The 14,754-nt window shown below is 49.7% G+C and carries 16 protein-coding genes and 1 pseudogene; 6 read left to right on the forward strand and 11 right to left on the reverse strand.

Going from position 1 to position 14,754, the window contains the following annotated elements; genetic code table 11:
- Positions 1-140 precede the first annotated feature (140 nt).
- Entirely contained in the window at positions 141-2,774 is a 2,634-nt protein-coding gene (locus ACKU4E_RS07340; protein WP_320170426.1) for a hypothetical protein, read from the reverse strand.
- 29 nt (positions 2,775-2,803) lie between these two features.
- Here ACKU4E_RS07340 and ACKU4E_RS07345 point away from each other — a divergent pair, with 29 nt between their 5' ends.
- Positions 2,804-3,166: a molybdenum cofactor biosynthesis protein MoaE gene (locus tag ACKU4E_RS07345; RefSeq protein ID WP_320170427.1), complete on the forward strand. Its 363-nt coding sequence runs from the start codon at positions 2,804-2,806 to the stop codon at positions 3,164-3,166.
- Positions 3,167-3,223: 57 nt separating this feature from the next.
- On the opposite strand, the gene ACKU4E_RS07350 is transcribed toward ACKU4E_RS07345, so the two are convergent.
- Positions 3,224-4,108: a glycosyltransferase family A protein gene (locus ACKU4E_RS07350; RefSeq protein ID WP_320170428.1), complete on the reverse strand. Its 885-nt coding sequence runs from the start codon at positions 4,106-4,108 to the stop codon at positions 3,224-3,226.
- 213 nt (positions 4,109-4,321) lie between these two features.
- Here ACKU4E_RS07350 and ACKU4E_RS07355 point away from each other — a divergent pair, with 213 nt between their 5' ends.
- Complete coding sequence (locus tag ACKU4E_RS07355; RefSeq protein WP_320170429.1) at positions 4,322-5,428, forward strand: glycosyltransferase family 4 protein; 1,107 nt, start codon at positions 4,322-4,324, stop codon at positions 5,426-5,428.
- 3 nt (positions 5,429-5,431) lie between these two features.
- Here the strand turns inward: ACKU4E_RS07355 and ACKU4E_RS07360 are convergent, their stop codons facing one another.
- The 6 genes and pseudogenes from ACKU4E_RS07360 to ACKU4E_RS07385 form a co-directional block, all read right to left on the reverse strand.
- Complete coding sequence (locus ACKU4E_RS07360) at positions 5,432-5,857, reverse strand: hypothetical protein (RefSeq protein ID WP_320170430.1); 426 nt, start codon at positions 5,855-5,857, stop codon at positions 5,432-5,434.
- A gap of 37 nt (positions 5,858-5,894) precedes the next feature.
- Entirely contained in the window at positions 5,895-6,806 is a 912-nt protein-coding gene (locus tag ACKU4E_RS07365; RefSeq protein WP_320170431.1) for a lytic murein transglycosylase, read from the reverse strand.
- A gap of 12 nt (positions 6,807-6,818) precedes the next feature.
- A pseudogene (locus tag ACKU4E_RS07370) lies at positions 6,819-6,923 on the reverse strand (dual CXXC motif small (seleno)protein); the annotation flags it as partial.
- 232 nt (positions 6,924-7,155) lie between these two features.
- Positions 7,156-8,583, reverse strand: coding sequence for a TolC family protein (locus ACKU4E_RS07375; protein ID WP_320170432.1), 1,428 nt, complete (start codon positions 8,581-8,583; stop codon positions 7,156-7,158).
- A gap of 157 nt (positions 8,584-8,740) precedes the next feature.
- A complete protein-coding gene (locus ACKU4E_RS07380) occupies positions 8,741-9,511 on the reverse strand; it encodes a MogA/MoaB family molybdenum cofactor biosynthesis protein (RefSeq protein WP_320170433.1) in 771 nt (256 codons plus the stop codon).
- Positions 9,512-9,538: 27 nt separating this feature from the next.
- Positions 9,539-10,174 carry a DUF1614 domain-containing protein gene (locus ACKU4E_RS07385; RefSeq protein WP_320170434.1) on the reverse strand — a complete coding sequence of 212 codons (636 nt, stop codon included), beginning with the start codon at positions 10,172-10,174 and terminating at the stop codon, positions 9,539-9,541.
- A 198-nt stretch (positions 10,175-10,372) separates the two neighbouring features.
- Here ACKU4E_RS07385 and rfbA point away from each other — a divergent pair, with 198 nt between their 5' ends.
- Complete coding sequence (gene rfbA, locus ACKU4E_RS07390) at positions 10,373-11,260, forward strand: glucose-1-phosphate thymidylyltransferase RfbA (protein WP_320170435.1); 888 nt, start codon at positions 10,373-10,375, stop codon at positions 11,258-11,260.
- Positions 11,253-11,738 (forward strand): hypothetical protein, encoded by a 486-nt coding sequence (locus ACKU4E_RS07395; protein ID WP_320170436.1) that lies wholly within the window; start codon positions 11,253-11,255, stop codon positions 11,736-11,738. The genes rfbA and ACKU4E_RS07395 overlap by 8 nt, the downstream gene beginning before the upstream one ends.
- 78 nt (positions 11,739-11,816) lie before the next feature.
- Here the strand turns inward: ACKU4E_RS07395 and ACKU4E_RS07400 are convergent, their stop codons facing one another.
- Positions 11,817-11,960, reverse strand: coding sequence for a hypothetical protein (locus tag ACKU4E_RS07400; protein WP_320170437.1), 144 nt, complete (start codon positions 11,958-11,960; stop codon positions 11,817-11,819).
- 218 nt (positions 11,961-12,178) lie between these two features.
- On the opposite strand from ACKU4E_RS07400, the gene ACKU4E_RS07405 reads away from it, so the two are divergent.
- Both ACKU4E_RS07405 and ACKU4E_RS07410 read left to right on the forward strand, forming a co-directional pair.
- A complete protein-coding gene (locus ACKU4E_RS07405) occupies positions 12,179-12,724 on the forward strand; it encodes a PilZ domain-containing protein (protein ID WP_320170438.1) in 546 nt (181 codons plus the stop codon).
- A 29-nt stretch (positions 12,725-12,753) separates the two neighbouring features.
- The gene (locus ACKU4E_RS07410; protein ID WP_320170439.1) at positions 12,754-13,716 is read left to right on the forward strand and encodes a D-2-hydroxyacid dehydrogenase; all 963 of its coding nucleotides are present in this window, start codon (positions 12,754-12,756) and stop codon (positions 13,714-13,716) included.
- Positions 13,717-13,721: 5 nt separating this feature from the next.
- Here ACKU4E_RS07410 and ACKU4E_RS07415 read toward each other — a convergent pair whose 3' ends face one another.
- Together ACKU4E_RS07415 and ACKU4E_RS07420 are read right to left on the reverse strand one after the other, a co-directional pair.
- Complete coding sequence (locus ACKU4E_RS07415) at positions 13,722-14,093, reverse strand: response regulator (RefSeq protein WP_320170440.1); 372 nt, start codon at positions 14,091-14,093, stop codon at positions 13,722-13,724.
- A gap of 235 nt (positions 14,094-14,328) precedes the next feature.
- Positions 14,329-14,709 carry a hypothetical protein gene (locus tag ACKU4E_RS07420; RefSeq protein WP_320170441.1) on the reverse strand — a complete coding sequence of 127 codons (381 nt, stop codon included), beginning with the start codon at positions 14,707-14,709 and terminating at the stop codon, positions 14,329-14,331.
- Between the last annotated feature and the right edge of the window lie 45 nt (positions 14,710-14,754).

The following is a 14,754-nucleotide window of genomic DNA, read 5'->3' on the forward strand; positions in this document are numbered from 1 at the left end:
AAATGCACCGCTCATGCCAAACGAGCTATCTACTTGAATAAAAAAGGAAATCACCCGCATCCTCAGACACAGGTGATTCTATAGGCATAAAAACACATCGTATTTAACGAGCTGAATGTTTTTTTAACAAACTGATTTTATCATTTCTCTTCTTTATCATCTTCGATCAGGAACAGCTCACGCTTCTTCTTCTCAAAGACAACCGCCGCACGGAACGCGGATATAGCCAGAGCAAGGATGCTTAGTATCAGGATCATGCCCTGCTGAAACTCCCATTTCTGGCGGATAATCATATCTATGACAAAGTTGGATGGGAAATTCTTAGAGTAATAAATAAGAGCCGGAACGCACAGAAGCGCCATCCCCAGAAAAAGAACTTCCAGCCAGATAAAACTCCTTCCGAGAAGCATCACGAACAGGGTGGAATCACGAATAACACGCAGGGTTACCAGCCTGTGGCGCAGTTTTTTCAACCGTTCGTCAATACGGGAAAGGTACTGCTGGGTCTTGCGGAATGTTTCCGCCTGATTAAGATTCTGAGTCTTTATCCAGTAAATCTTGTCTGCACAGTAGTTGAAATCACCGTTGAACTCGGTAAGAAGCTTAGGAAACGGAAACCATGAAGCTTCCCGCTGGATATCCAGCAGTTCCTCACGATATATTTCCAATTTCTTATTGATGACCTTGATCTCATACTCCACCCGTTTTTCAATTTCCTGGGTGAGCCGGGCAACCCCGGAAGTAAGATGCCGGAAGGCCACATAGTTATTTATCTTGGCCAGCTTACGCATCCTATCCATAAACTTGGCGGCGTCGTCCGCAAATTCATGTCCTTCCTCAAACCACTGTGAAATATCTTCCGCCAGCGAATCCATGCCTGCGGCAATCTCCTTGGCCTCGGCCTCGGCAATTTCCCAGAGTTGTCCCAGAGCCTGCAGGACGGTCAGTCGTCCTCGATCAAGTTCCGGATCAATGGCCACTCTGTTGAAATAATGAGGATCACGCTCGATGAGATCTTCGAAATACGGCACGGCCTGCTCCGCAAAGCCCATTTTAACCATGCACACAGCCCGGCGATAAAGCGGATCAAGCCATTCCGGACACAGCCTGGCCGCCCGCCGATACGTATTGCTTGCGTCCCCGAAATCTCCTCCGACCTCCTGCATGCGGGCCTGAAGATAAATGAAATATCCCTGCTGCAGGGGAGAAAAGCTCAGGCGTTCCGCTTCCTGCCAGTAAAAGTAGGCCTGTTCTCCATTGCCGTTCTCAAGTTCTATAAAACCGATAAGGGCTCTGGGCTGGTAGCTTCGGCTGAATCGAATCATGGCGTTCTTGGTCAGCAGCTCGGCATCTGTAAGAGAACCGTTGACCATGGCATCATATGCCGACCAGATAAGCTCGCCCTCTTCCGGTCCCTGATCCATAATTCCGCGCGGCCATTCCTTGCCTCTGCTGCGCCAGACCATGTAAAGTGTCCGCAGCTGCGAAACGGCATTGATGGAAAACAGAGCCTTGGTAATGATTCCTTCGTAGCCGTTTCCACCGGCGACCAGTTTGGAAAATTCTTCGGCAACATTCTCCTTGCCCTGCATGCTCAAATCAATATTCTGGAACCCTTCATTGAATTTATCGCTGTCAATGGCCGCCAGATTTTTCCAGGCCCTCAAATCCAGCCCTTTGAGCTGCCGGCTGGGACATTCCGCCGGGGTATGGTTTTTCATTCCGCAATAGAAGCAGTCATCGTTCTCACCGACGGAAACCCTGCGGGAAATGGTGACTTCAATAGCGCTGGAAGAAACATCCTGCGCACCTTGCTTCAGACTTACATGGCACCAGCTCTCCACGGTTTCCTGCTCGCTGCCGAAACGGACTTCGTTGATGGCGAAATCCGCCCCGAGGAGGTAGGCATCCCGATAACGCAGGTGGGGGCTGTCCGGAGTGAGCTTGTCCCAGTCAAGGTGGACCTTGCGCAGAATCTCGTCATTGAAGCTCATGTTCATCTGCGGGACCAGTGCCATTACTGTAGGCCAGTAGTGCCCCTCTTCATCGTTGCCTCTGGCCTTTGTTATGATAGAAAGAAGCTCGCGCAGGAAAGTGCGCAGCAGGGAAAGTGAGCCGATGGGTAGTATTACCCGCACTTCGGAAGTAATGTACTGAATACCGAGTTTCTGAAGCAGCAGTTGGATATCGGAAAAAAAAGAACGCCAGCCGCGTATAAATTCCTTGTCAGACTGATTGCCTACCGGGATAATTATGAAATACCAGCTCAACAGGGAATCGTACACCAAACCCTGATCAGGAACCAGCGTCACCCATCCCGACTTCGAAATACCGGTTGGAGTCCTTGTTTCCTCAAGGTTAAGCCCGGCAATCTTCTTGATTTCATCCGATAACTGGGGATGAACCATTACCTCGAACTCTTTAGGGGTTGCCACTTCCTGGGAAGTGAACTCATCGGCAACCTTGAGCGAAAGATCAAGACTGTAATCCACAAGAAGAGTGGCCGGCATTATCTGCATGAACACGGCCATCGGATTCAGCCTGGCCCATATTTCAAGCCGCGCTGCAACCCGGAAGACATCGCTGCTGAAAAAAAACCAGTATGCCTGATTACGCGATTCGCTCATAAGCAATCCGCCGAAATCACTCAGGCTGCGCACAATAGATTCATCCAGATCCTCTCCCCAAGCGAGCCAGACACCATACCCACGGTTAACCATGCGTGAATGGCTGACAATGGGGAAATTTTCAAATAAGGTGGAAATCTGAAACAAAACAACAACTCCTTATCTGCGGAGGAATAATGGACATTTCTAAAAAAATTGCCGAACTGAAACAAGACCCTGAATTTGCCGCCAACGTAGGCATGATACTCATCCACAACGGAATAGTCCGCGGCTGGTCACGCGGGACTCATGCCGATGTCAGCGGAATTGAAATCCAGGCGGACCATAAAAAAATTGAAGAACTCCGCCAGGAACACGAGCAGATGGACGGCATTTATAAAATTGTTGTCCACGCCAACGAAGGCACCTTCAAGCCCGGTGACGACGTGCTCTTCCTGATTGTTGCCGGTGACATCCGCGAAAACGTAAAAGCATGCCTCGCAAGCCTGCTCGACAGAGTAAAGTCGGAAGCCTTCACCAAAAAAGAAATTTTCGCCTGATCCGACAATACATCGCGGTCCGGGTCAACTCCGGCTGGAGTATAGCCCGGACCAGTTTTAATTTCCAATAAATTCGGCAGGGTCAACCGAGTATCCCTGCACCAGTTTTTCCACCAGCTCCTCAATCCTCAAAGCATCATGCTCTCTGCCTCTTTTACGGCATCCTCCGGCATAAAAACCGGCCTTGCGCCGGATCTCGGTAAGAACGGATTCACGTTGTCCAACGTTTAAATCACCACCGGCAAGCATTTTGGCCATGGAATAAATGCGTAGCAGGTCAAGACAGGGCACTGAATTGGATAGCTGATCCGGCCTTCCTCCGTGTTTTACCGTAAGGCTCTCCCGGAGCAGTCCTACCGGGTACTTGAGGCCGGACCGAATCCAGAGGTCGTAGTCCTCACACGCGGACATCCGTTCGTCAAACAGACCGATCTGCTCCAGAAAAGATCGGGTAAACATCACGCACGAAGGACTTACCATGCACATTTCAAGGGAGCGTTCCCAGAAGAATCCTTCCGGTTTCTCATGCTTTTTGCACTGATTCACCCGCCTGCCGTTACGAATCCATATTTCCTCGGTCTGGCTAATCTGCCACCCGCCCCGCTTCATAAAATCAAGCTGTTTTTCAAGCTTCTCTGCCAGCCATTCATCATCTGAATCCAGAAGAGCGATAAACCGTCCGCCTGAAATATTCAGTGCATGGTTACGGGCTGCGGAAACCCCACCGTTCTCGCGGGAAACAACCCGCAGTCTACGGTCATCTATTTCGGCGAGCACGGAAAAGGTATCATCTGTAGAACCGTCATCCACCACGATGCATTCAAAATTCCTCCAGGTCTGTGCCAGAACGGATTGTACGGCCCTCATAACCATTGCAGAACGATTATATGTAGGTATAATAACCGAAACCTCGGGAACGGAATATTCAATTTTTTTAACCATACGGATTTTCCATCGCAGATGTTATAATAAAAAAACAGTATTTTTTATGTAATTGAAAAGGCTGACGGACAGTCATATCCCATGTGAGCATGAATATTTTCACCCACAAATGTCAGTCCGCAACAGGAATTCCACACTGGTCAAAGGGAATAGACGTATTCCTAACAATCTTTTTTTCTTGACTCTTTAATAAACGGATTGTCATTTACCTGCATGCGTATCTTTCAAGTCATCAACGTCCGCTGGTTCAATGCCACATCATGGTATGCCCTCTACCTCAGCCGTTTGCTGCAGGATGCGGGACACGAAGTTCTGGTCATAACCGTCCCGGACTCCGAAACGGAGACAAAAGCCCGTCAGATGGGCCTAACGGTGGAAACAATTGAACTCAATTCCACCAGTCCGGTCACGCTTTTCAAAGCCTGCTCCAAAGTACTGGCTCTCGTACACCAGAAAAAACCGCATATAGTCAACTGCCACAGGGGCGAGGCATTTTTCTGGTGGGGGATACTCAGAAAAATGCGTCTGGGTTTCAAGCTTATAAGGACCAGGGGAGATCAACGCCTGCCCAAAAGCGATTTCATAAACCGCCACCTGCATTCCACCATTGCCGATGGCGTGGTGGTTACAAACAAACGCATGGCGGAACATTTTCTGAAGAAAATGGAACTCGCCGAAAGCAGACTCTGGCTTATTCACGGCGGGGTCGATACAGACCGTTTCCGGTTCGACCCCGAAGGCAGGGAAAATGTCCGCAGGGAATTCGGATTTGAAAAAGACGACTTTGTGATAGGCATGCTGGGACGCTTCGACCGGGTCAAAGGGCAGAAAGAGCTCATAGAAGCCGTAGCCAAGACCCGTCTCAACGTCAAAGACAGGCCGATAAAACTCTTTCTTATAGGATTTCCCACAGCCACCAGCAAACACGAAGTGGATACGTGGATTGCAGAAAAGCAACTCGGGGACATAACGGTCATAAGCGGCGTGGTGGATGACGTGGCTGCCTGCATTTCCGCACTTGATCTCGGAGTCATAGCTTCGCTGTGGTCGGAAACCATTGCCCGGGCAGCACTTGAAATAATGGCCTGCCGCAGGCCTCTTATCTCAACGGATGTGGGAGTGATGCCGGACCTGCTTCCGGCAGAGGCACTCGTCCCGGCTCAGGATGCAAATGCCCTGTCCATGAAACTGACCGACGCGGTAAACAAACCGGAATTTCTGGAAAAACTTCTATCAGAGCACGCCAGGACCATGTCTCAACTTACCGGCAGGGATTTTCTGAAAAGGACCATGACCTTATATCAGGGCGTGCTGGAATAGAAATCAGATCGGGCGAATCTTCGCTGGAACACCCACGGCAAGATGGTTGTCCGGAACATCCTGCAGGACAACGGCATTGGCCCCTATGCGGCAGTTTTTCCCCACGGTGACAGGACCTAGAACCCTGGCTCCGCTGCCTATAAGCGTTCCGCTGCCTATGACCGGAACTTCAGCCATACCGGACCTGCCGCCAATGGTCACACAACTTCCGACACTTACATTGTCACCGATCACCGCATCGTGGTGTATGACAATGCCGAGCCCTCCGTAGCCGAGGTCTACCCCTTTGCCGATCTGTGCGCCGAGACCGATCTGACAGCTGAATATTATCCGGATGAATAACTTGTTGATCAGTTGCGGAAGGACCGGAACTTTTTTTCGGTAAAGCCAAAAAGCCACTCGATAAAAAAACAGGACCAGCCTGCTCATATAATCCCCCCTGCCCCTGTATTCCTGACTTTGCTGATCAGCTGGGCCCGAAAACAGACCTAATCCGTTCCAGTTGCTCCGCAACTTCGTAGATAGTCAGGGCATACACCTTGGAATGGTTGTAGCGGTATATGACCTTCAGCTTTTTCTCTTTGCCCAGAGAGTTGCGCCAGCCGTGGCGCTTCAGAAAATTTGCCATGCTGGCAAGGGCGTCCTCCCTGCCGAACAGGTCAATGCGCCCGTCCCCATCGCCATCCACGGCGTAATTCAAGGCAGTCGTAGGCATAAACTGGCAGATTCCGAAAGCACCGTACGGGGACCCCGGAATCTCTGCTGGATTTACAGAATTTGCAGAGGAAAATGTAAGCAGAGCGGCGAGTTCACGGTAAGCCCAGTCAGCTTTCTTTTTCGTGCGCCTTTTGAGCCAGTCCATATCTTTTGCATCAAGTTTATCATAACCCAGTTCATCAAAAAAAAGCACCGGGTCCTGACTTGCCGCCATATTGGCAAGATTGCTGAAAGCCGGATTGTCCCCCAGAGTAAATCCCAGTTTTGTTTCCACAAGGAGCAAAGCCACCACAACCGAAGGCGCAACACCGTACTTCTTGTCTATCGAGGTCAGCAGGTCATAATGCTCTCTGAGATATGAATAAGCTCCGGCCAAAAGCACCGGCCCGACATATCTGGAATCGAAAGAAGCTTCCCGTTTCTTTTTTTTCGCGGGAGGCTCAAACTTGAGTCTCAGCAGGGCTTTCATCTTTCTGGCCATTATTCCGGAATCAAACTTAACGGAACTTGCTGCAAAAACAGTATCCACATACTCTCTGTTGAATCCGTCAGCCACAAGCCTGTCTTTGAGTGGGTCCCATCCATTATCTGCCGCTGCGGCAACGGCAGCAGAAAAGGCAAGCAGATAGATAAAAATCAATAGTACAAGCTTCTTACTCATAACCACAAAACCTTACAACCTGTTCATGGGAACATCTGCCATTTCGTCTTCAAAGTCGTCATCGATAAACATGGAATAATCGGAAATTTCATAATGCCTGCCGCAGGACCCGCAGCATAAAAAAACGGATGTTCAACTACGCTGAACGTAGAGTTCTCCACCGCATGCACTGCAACGGCAATCCTCATTGGAAGAGCTGTCTTCCCGCAAAATATTCCTGAAAACTTTTCTTTGATTAAACATTATTTCCTCCCCGATCATATTAGTGTTGAATCGGACCCAATGTCTACCCCAAAAAAAAAGCCGGATTTCCAATTTGGAAATCCGGCCGGATTTATCTGCAACCAGATCAGTTCGTCTTGAGCGAAGGGTTCTTTTCACCCATGGCCACGTAGAGTTTGGCCAGTGCAACCTGATAGTCGGACAGAGCCTGAATAAGCTGTGCTTCACTGTCACTGAGACGGGACTGAGCGTTCAGCACTTCGTTGTTGGTGCTGACCTGAGCCTGATAACGGGCCATAGCCATCCTGTAGCCTTCGCGACCGGCTTCAACAGATTTGCGGCCGACACCTATACGGTCTGCGGCAGCCTTCAGGCTTAAAAGCTGGTCCTTAATTTCGTAAGAAGCCTCAAGCTTGGTATTGTCAAACTCGGCTTTGATTTTCAGGACATTGTCTTTCGCCCTCTGGGCATCGTAATATGTCTGTCCCCAGCTGAAAAGCTCCCAGTTGAGGTTTGCACCCACGTTCCATGAATCGGGACGATTTCTGTAGTTGTATTGGTTCTTGCTTACGGAAGGATCACCGCCGGTACTGGAATAGTTCAAATCGGCAGTGATATCGGGATAAAAACCGCTTTCAGATATTGTCACATCTTCCTGAGCGATCTCAACAGCTTTCTGGGCAATCTCGAGATCAGGCCGTTTCTTGTCGGCAATTGCAATGCACTGATCAAGAGTCATGGAAAAAGGAAGATAAGTAAGCTCGCCGGTATAGTTTACCTTCTCATCAATCGGCAGGTTGAGCAGAGTGTTCAGCCTGGCAACGCGAGAGTCAACAGTGTTCTTGGCGATCAGCAGATTCTGCTCTGCGGTAGCCAGTTCAACTTCAGCCTGGAGCACGTCCACACGCGGACGCAGACCGACCTGATAAAAAGCCTGAATTACCTGCAGCTGGGATTTCAGCCTGGCTACGGAATCTTCCTTGCTTTTTACTTCCATGCGCCCCTGCAGCAGGGTCAGAAAGGAAGTCTGAATCTGGCTGATCAGTGCAAGTTCCGCATTATAGAGGCTGGCCTCGGTGGACTGCCGCTGCAATTTGGTTTTCTGGTATTTGGAAAGAAGTTCAAACCCCTTGAAGAGAGGCTGGCTTACATTGAGCGTGAATCCCCAGGCATCCTGATACCCGGATGGGGTATCGCCGTTCCTGGGCTGATCGTTGTAATGCGTATATCCGTAAGTTGCCTTAAGTGGGCCCCCGAACTGACCGCGCTGCGACTTGACCGCGCTATCGGAAGCCAGCAGGTCCTTGCGGGCAGCTACAATGGTCGGGTTCTGCTTGAGGCCAAGCTTGACGCAGTCTTCAAGTGTCAGGGTTCTGTCGGCGTCCTGCTCGTCCTTGGATACAGCCTGCGGCACCTGCGTGGTAGCCCCCTCCATTGTCACTGGAGTTTTGACTTCACCAACAGAGCTCTCCGGCTTGGCCTGCTGCGCAAAAGCGCTTGATGCGAAAATTAAAGCCAGTACCGCGGCAGACAAAAGGAAAATTCTTAATTTCATTATACACATCCTAAAACACGTGTAAGTTATCATTTTAACTCAGGTACAAAAACAAAATTACCCCATCTATAGTTGTTCCGGGACAACTAATCAAGTGGCAATTTCGTTTAAAACACGCTCTTAAGCGCGATAAATCAGAATACAACAGATATTTTTATTAAGATGCGCAGTCGGACTTATCCCCCTGAAGCTTATCCACCGTATGCTTCAAAGCAGGTATCACAGCTTCAAGGCTCTCCCGGACCGCCTTCGGACTGCCCGGAAAATTGATGACAAGACTCTCCCCGAGAGTTCCGGCCACAGCGCGCGATATCATGGCATGGGGAGTTTTTTCCAATCCTGCTGCGGTAACAGCCCGTTCAAATCCCGGCAGACGTTTTTCTATAACAGCAACCGTGGCTTCGGGAGAAACATCACGCGGCCCGACACCCGTTCCGCCGGTGGTAAGGATTAGATCAAATCTGCAGACATGGGCAAGATGCATGATCAGGGCTTTCAGTTCATCCCGCTCGTCCGGGATAAGATAGCCCTGCACAATGGAGACCGGAAGTGCCTTTTTTACCATCTCACCGATAAGCGGACCGGCCTCATCCATGCGCAGTCCGGCCGCACCCTTGTCACTTAAGGTGATAAAAGCCAACGAATAGCCGGTTTTTTCGATTGAGAGATCTGTGGGTCCTGAAGGAAGAAGACCGGTTATTTGAGCTGTGAGAAGCCTTGACCCCGGAATCCCGTCCGCCCAGAAAGCGGAAATGATTCTGAGTAAAGAATTCTCGCCCTGCATAAGCCCGAACCCGGCCCGCAGATCGCGCAGATCACCCTCTACAGGAACACAGGGAGTTCCCGGAGGAAGCGCTGCGGCATTTCCGAGAACTATACGGTCACCGATCTTCATATCCTCAACAACGGAAAAATCACATCTGATCATTGCCAGCTCCTTTGAATTATTACCCCGTCAAGCCAGAAGAACCGCCAGAATCCCGGTAATAAAGATTCCGTCGAAAGTACCGGCACCGCCTATGGATACAACCGGCGCATCAAGCACCTTTCTTGTTGCAGGCGTAGCCAGATGCAGCAGGTCCGCACCGATCAGTGTCCCCAAACTACCGGCCACGTATGCGGCCGCAGGAGCCAGATCACCCGGCACAAAAATAAGTGTCGCCAGAACAGTGATGAGCGGCGGGATCAGGACCGGGATGCCTATACCCACACCCGGAACCGGCCGGGCCAGTCCGTAGGCAGCAGCACTTACAACGGCAATACATATTAATATGGAAAAATCGAATCCGCTACGGGACAACAGCGAGAGAGACAACAGCACCGGAATCACGCAGCCGCCAAAATTTACCGCCACAACCTGATTGGTGAGGGCCCTGTCCTGCACGGGAGCTGTGAACATTCTTGTGTGCGGGTTGAACATACGCACACTTCTCAGACTGAAGTCCGGAACAAGTCTTGAAGACCTGAAAACCGGAATGTTTACCCCGCTGCCGAGAAGAGTGGCGATCAGCAGCAGAAACCCCTGCCCCGGAGTAAGCCCCAGTTTGGAAAAAGCAACCGTAACGAGGCCAACCTGTACAAATATAAACAAAAAGAGTATGAAAACAAAAAAAATAACACCCAAAAACATAACTGTCGGCAAAGAAAACATCGGGCCGCGCATAAATTGTACTCCTTGATTTTCGTGCAGCATGAAGTTCGTATTAAATGATATTAATGCAGACACTTCAAGATTTTATTGCTAAATTGCCGTAACAGGTTCCACTTCGATCAAACGGAGGTTAATCATATGAAAGGGATCATTCTGGCCGGAGGTTCCGGAACCAGACTCTACCCGCTGACAAGAGTGGTCAGCAAGCAACTGCTGCCGGTCTATGACAAGCCGATGATCTACTACCCCCTCTCGACGCTTATGATTTCTGGGATAAGAGACGTCCTGATCATATCCACCCCGGATGACCTGCACCGCTTCACGGATCTCCTCGGAGACGGTTCGAACCTTGGAATCAACATTTCGTACAAGGAACAACCCAGACCCGAAGGATTGGCCCAGGCTTTCATTATCGGCGAGGATTTTATAGGTAACGACAGCGTAAGCCTTATTCTAGGAGACAACATCTACTATGGGCACGACCTGCCGTACATCCTGCAGAAAGCAGCTTCCCTCAAGGAGGGCGGAACTGTATTCGCATACGCGGTGAAGGACCCAAAACGGTACGGAGTGGTGGAGTTCGACAGAAACCGTTCGGTGCTTAGCATCGAGGAGAAACCGGAAGTCCCCAAATCAAAATTTGCGGTGACCGGCCTGTATTTCTATGACAACACGGTTATTGATATTGCCAGAAAGATAAAGCCGTCCGCCCGCGGGGAACTGGAAATAACAGATGTTAACAATGAATACCTGAAACGCGGACAGCTCAATGTGGAACTGCTCGGCCGCGGTTATGCATGGCTGGACATGGGAACTCATGAATCACTGCTGCGGGCCGCGGCTTACGTGGAGGCCATCCAGCAGCGACAGGGCTTCCTGCTGGCCTGCCTTGAAGAAATAGCCTTCCGCATGGGCTACATAAGCGCTGATCAATTGCGGGAAATGGCCACGGATATGCTCAAAAACGACTATGGGCAGTACCTTATGGAAATATACAAAGAAGCAAAGGCGGGAAACAATGCGTAAATTTATGATAATATTTGTCCTGGCCCTGATGCTGGCCGCCCCGTCAGGGGCAAAATGCGATGACTCCACCCTGCATACGGCATTTGCCAAGCTGTCCGGAATAGAAGCAGCCCTTGCGACCCTGTCCCGGCAGATCGACAAGGCCGCAGGCATGGACTCACAGCCGGACCGGGTTTACGCCATGCAGGATATGTCCGGCCTTTGCAAATCCAGCAAAATGCAGGTCCACAGTCTGAATTCTCTGTTCTCGGTAGTAAAACTGATAAAATCGGAAAAGCGGTTTGAAAGCGATGAATCCCGCAGGCTGAAAAAACAGTGCGGTTACGCCTTCAACGACTTCAACCGCCGCCGTGTGTTTGTTCTGGATATTCTGAAAAAGGCCAAAGACCAGACTTTGAGAGATCTAGCCCATATTTTTGATGCGCAACTCGGCATAGCTGTCAAACAGCTTACCAAAATCAACGCCAAACTGAATTAATTATGAACCTAAAAAACGAAAAGCGGCACAGGTTGTGCCGCTTTTCGAAAAGAGCCGTAAAAACTCTTTTGAAATTTTCTAATGATGACCTTCGTTTTTGCCCTGTTCAATTCTGTAAAAAGCCATGTACAGAATCCACGCAAGATAAACGAAAATAAGAGAAACACCTACAAAGCCAGCGGTAGTGCTGTGGCCCATGTTGTGCAGAAGTTCACCGATCATACCCTGTTACCTCCAAGTATTTAACCCTGTTTATTTGCCAAAATGTCTGATATTCATCACCATTATTTACAGCAATGTCAAGCTCTAGTTTCTGCATAAAGATTGACAATAACGCTCTTCCGACTATTATTATCTCATTGGCCGTATCTGAATCACAAGAATCTCTGGTCTGTTGAAAAGACATGACCGGCAACCTGCATAAAAAACAAAGCAACGTGATGGCTGAATCAAAAAATGATCCGGGCCTGCTGGGCAGACTGAAAACCAAACTGGATAGAATGCTTGGCAGAAAACCCTGTGAAGCACTCGACATCTCGTATAATCCCAAGCAGGATACCCCAAGTGCAAGGCAGTCCTTCCGGATCAAGGTGGACAACATGCACATAATCTGCCGCTCTCCGCGAGTGAAGTGCCGGGTCTGTGATATAAGCGCTACTGGAGTCGGTTTTTTAAGTTCCGCGGAATTCCCTGTGGGTGAGACAATAGAAACGGCACTGTTCTGGTCCGGAAAGCCGGTTATAAAGGGGTTGAAGCTCAAGGTGATGCGGCAGGCGAAAAAACATATCGGCTGTGAATTTGCACCCCTTGAACGCGGCCAGGAGAAACTGATCAGCAAGATAGTGCTGGCAGCCCAAAAGCGGCAGATTGAACGCAAACATAAATGCTCGGAGCCCGATTCAGCAGATAAGGATATCTGTGATGAGGCGCGCAGGAATGCAAAACGCGGCTCAGCAAAACATGACGGCCGGAAAATAAAACTCTGATTTCACACATCCGTTAACGAGACCAATACATGCGAATAGTTATTCTAGATGGATACACAGTCAATCCGGGAGACAATCCCTGGACGGAACTTGAAAAACTCGGTGATCTGACTGTGTATGACCGCACAGATCAGGATGAAGTTCTTGAGCGTGCAGCAGATGCCGAAATAATCCTGACCAACAAAACCCTGCTTACCGCAGAAATAATCAATTCCCTGCCAAAACTTTCATTCATCGGCGTGCTGGCTACCGGCTACAACGTGGTCGACCTTGGTGCAGCTGCCGAGAGAAAAATTCCGGTCTGCAATGTTCCGGGATATTCTCCGCCTTCGGTTGCGCAGCACGTTTTCGCCCTGTTGCTGGAATTCACCAACAGAGTCAGTATGCATGACCTTGCGGTTAAAAACGGCGAATGGGCCACGCAGGAAGATTTCTGCTTTTGGAAATCTCCTCTTCTGGAGCTTGCAGGAAAAAAAATGGGGGTAGTCGGTTTCGGCGGAATCGGGCAGATGGTCGGAACAATTGCCCACGGATTCGGTATGGAGGTTCTGGCCTACGCACCGCGCCCCAAACAGGCTCCGCCATATGCACCATTCCGTTTTGCAGGATTGGAAGAACTTTTCCGCGAAGCTGACGTGATCTCGCTGCACTGCCCGCTTACTGCCGACAATGAAAGATTTATCAACCGGGACATGCTTGAAAGCATGAAATCGACAGCGATTCTGATCAATACCGCCCGAGGACCACTGATAGATGAAGCGGCACTGGCTGAAGCCCTCTGCAAAGGAAAAATAGCCGGGGCGGCACTGGACGTGGTAGAGGAAGAGCCGATGCTGCCGGGAAATCCCCTTTCCGGGGCTCCGAACCTCATCATAACTCCGCACATAGCGTGGGCGACTCTGGAAGCAAGGTCCAGACTGACATCAATTATGGTTGGTAATGTGGCATCCTATCTGCGCGGGAAACCTAAAAACGTGGTTAACGGGCTCTAAAAAAATCAATCGGCGGTGAACCTGTTTACCGCCGCGATAAGATCCGCCTTTCTGACAGGTTTGGTCATAAAATAATCGCAACCGACGTCGTAGGCACGGTTCTCGTTCTCCGGGAGGGCATGTGCCGTTACAGCGATGATGGGTGTTTTTGAAAGGCTCATGTCGTTTTCGTAAGACCTTATCCGTCCGGTAGCTTCGTATCCGTCCGTGTAAGGCATCTCGATATCCATCAGAACAACGTCATATTTGTTCTGCATGAACATCTCCACCGCGATATCACCGTTTTCGGCCACATCAATAGAATAGGGCAGCTTTTTCAAATACAGCCGCACCAACAATACGTTGTTTTCGCAATCTTCTGCCAGGAGTATCTTCAAGGATTTTTCACCCTCATTATTTTTACCACTCTCTCCTGCAGATTCCGGAACACTTTTCAACTCACCTGAATGCATCTGATACCCATCTATTGTGTCAAAAAAATGGACCGCAATGTTGCCCATTCCTCCCATTGCCCGCGAAGTTAATAAATCATCAGTCACCCAAAGGCAAACAGTTTATTTGAAGAATAAATAACAACAAAACTACCGAAAACAGCCAGCCCGAACTCGATTTCTATCCAGATACTCCGGAAGACCTGACCATGTCGGCAAACGATTCAAGATCGTTCTTTTCTCCATCCACGTAATCCTCAGGATACAGGAGAGCTGACATGAAAAAAACACTTCCTATTTCAAGCGATGTAGAGGCCGAGGAAGAAAACCTTTTCAACCTTTTGGCAATCCGTTTCCGGTCATCATCCTTCAGGCCGATCATGTACGATTCGCTATTATCGGCCATCTCCGCCAACCGCACAGCTTTACTGCGCATCAGTTCCCGGTATGCCTGTTCGTCTGAGTTATCATGCAGGGCAGAGGATGCTTCCTTTTCAATCTCCCTGATCTGAAGGGCTTCCCCTTCCAGCCAGTCTGCAAGCTTTTCGTAAGAACCGGTCATTAGAACACCTCTGATGAATTTTTGCGCCAGTCTACCTCCGCAAAA

The organism is Maridesulfovibrio sp., from assembly GCF_963677005.1.
Classification (GTDB): Bacteria; Desulfobacterota; Desulfovibrionia; order Desulfovibrionales; family Desulfovibrionaceae; genus Maridesulfovibrio.

Excerpts from the sequence above, each read along its gene's own strand:
- ACKU4E_RS07355 (WP_320170429.1), top strand. The coding sequence starts at position 4,322 with ATGCGTATCTTTCAAGTCATCAACGTCCGCTGGTTCAATGCCACATCA.
- ACKU4E_RS07410 (WP_320170439.1), top strand. The coding sequence starts at position 12,754 with ATGCGAATAGTTATTCTAGATGGATACACAGTCAATCCGGGAGACAAT.
- ACKU4E_RS07350 (WP_320170428.1), bottom strand. The coding sequence starts at position 4,108 with ATGGTTAAAAAAATTGAATATTCCGTTCCCGAGGTTTCGGTTATTATA.
- ACKU4E_RS07360 (WP_320170430.1), bottom strand. The coding sequence starts at position 5,857 with ATGAGCAGGCTGGTCCTGTTTTTTTATCGAGTGGCTTTTTGGCTTTAC.
- ACKU4E_RS07345 (WP_320170427.1), top strand. The coding sequence starts at position 2,804 with ATGGACATTTCTAAAAAAATTGCCGAACTGAAACAAGACCCTGAATTT.
- ACKU4E_RS07395 (WP_320170436.1), top strand. The coding sequence starts at position 11,253 with ATGCGTAAATTTATGATAATATTTGTCCTGGCCCTGATGCTGGCCGCC.
- ACKU4E_RS07375 (WP_320170432.1), bottom strand. The coding sequence starts at position 8,583 with ATGAAATTAAGAATTTTCCTTTTGTCTGCCGCGGTACTGGCTTTAATT.
- ACKU4E_RS07420 (WP_320170441.1), bottom strand. The coding sequence starts at position 14,709 with ATGACCGGTTCTTACGAAAAGCTTGCAGACTGGCTGGAAGGGGAAGCC.
- ACKU4E_RS07405 (WP_320170438.1), top strand. The coding sequence starts at position 12,179 with ATGGCTGAATCAAAAAATGATCCGGGCCTGCTGGGCAGACTGAAAACC.
- rfbA (WP_320170435.1), top strand. The coding sequence starts at position 10,373 with ATGAAAGGGATCATTCTGGCCGGAGGTTCCGGAACCAGACTCTACCCG.
- ACKU4E_RS07380 (WP_320170433.1), bottom strand. The coding sequence starts at position 9,511 with ATGATCAGATGTGATTTTTCCGTTGTTGAGGATATGAAGATCGGTGAC.
- ACKU4E_RS07365 (WP_320170431.1), bottom strand. The coding sequence starts at position 6,806 with ATGAGTAAGAAGCTTGTACTATTGATTTTTATCTATCTGCTTGCCTTT.
- ACKU4E_RS07400 (WP_320170437.1), bottom strand. The coding sequence starts at position 11,960 with ATGATCGGTGAACTTCTGCACAACATGGGCCACAGCACTACCGCTGGC.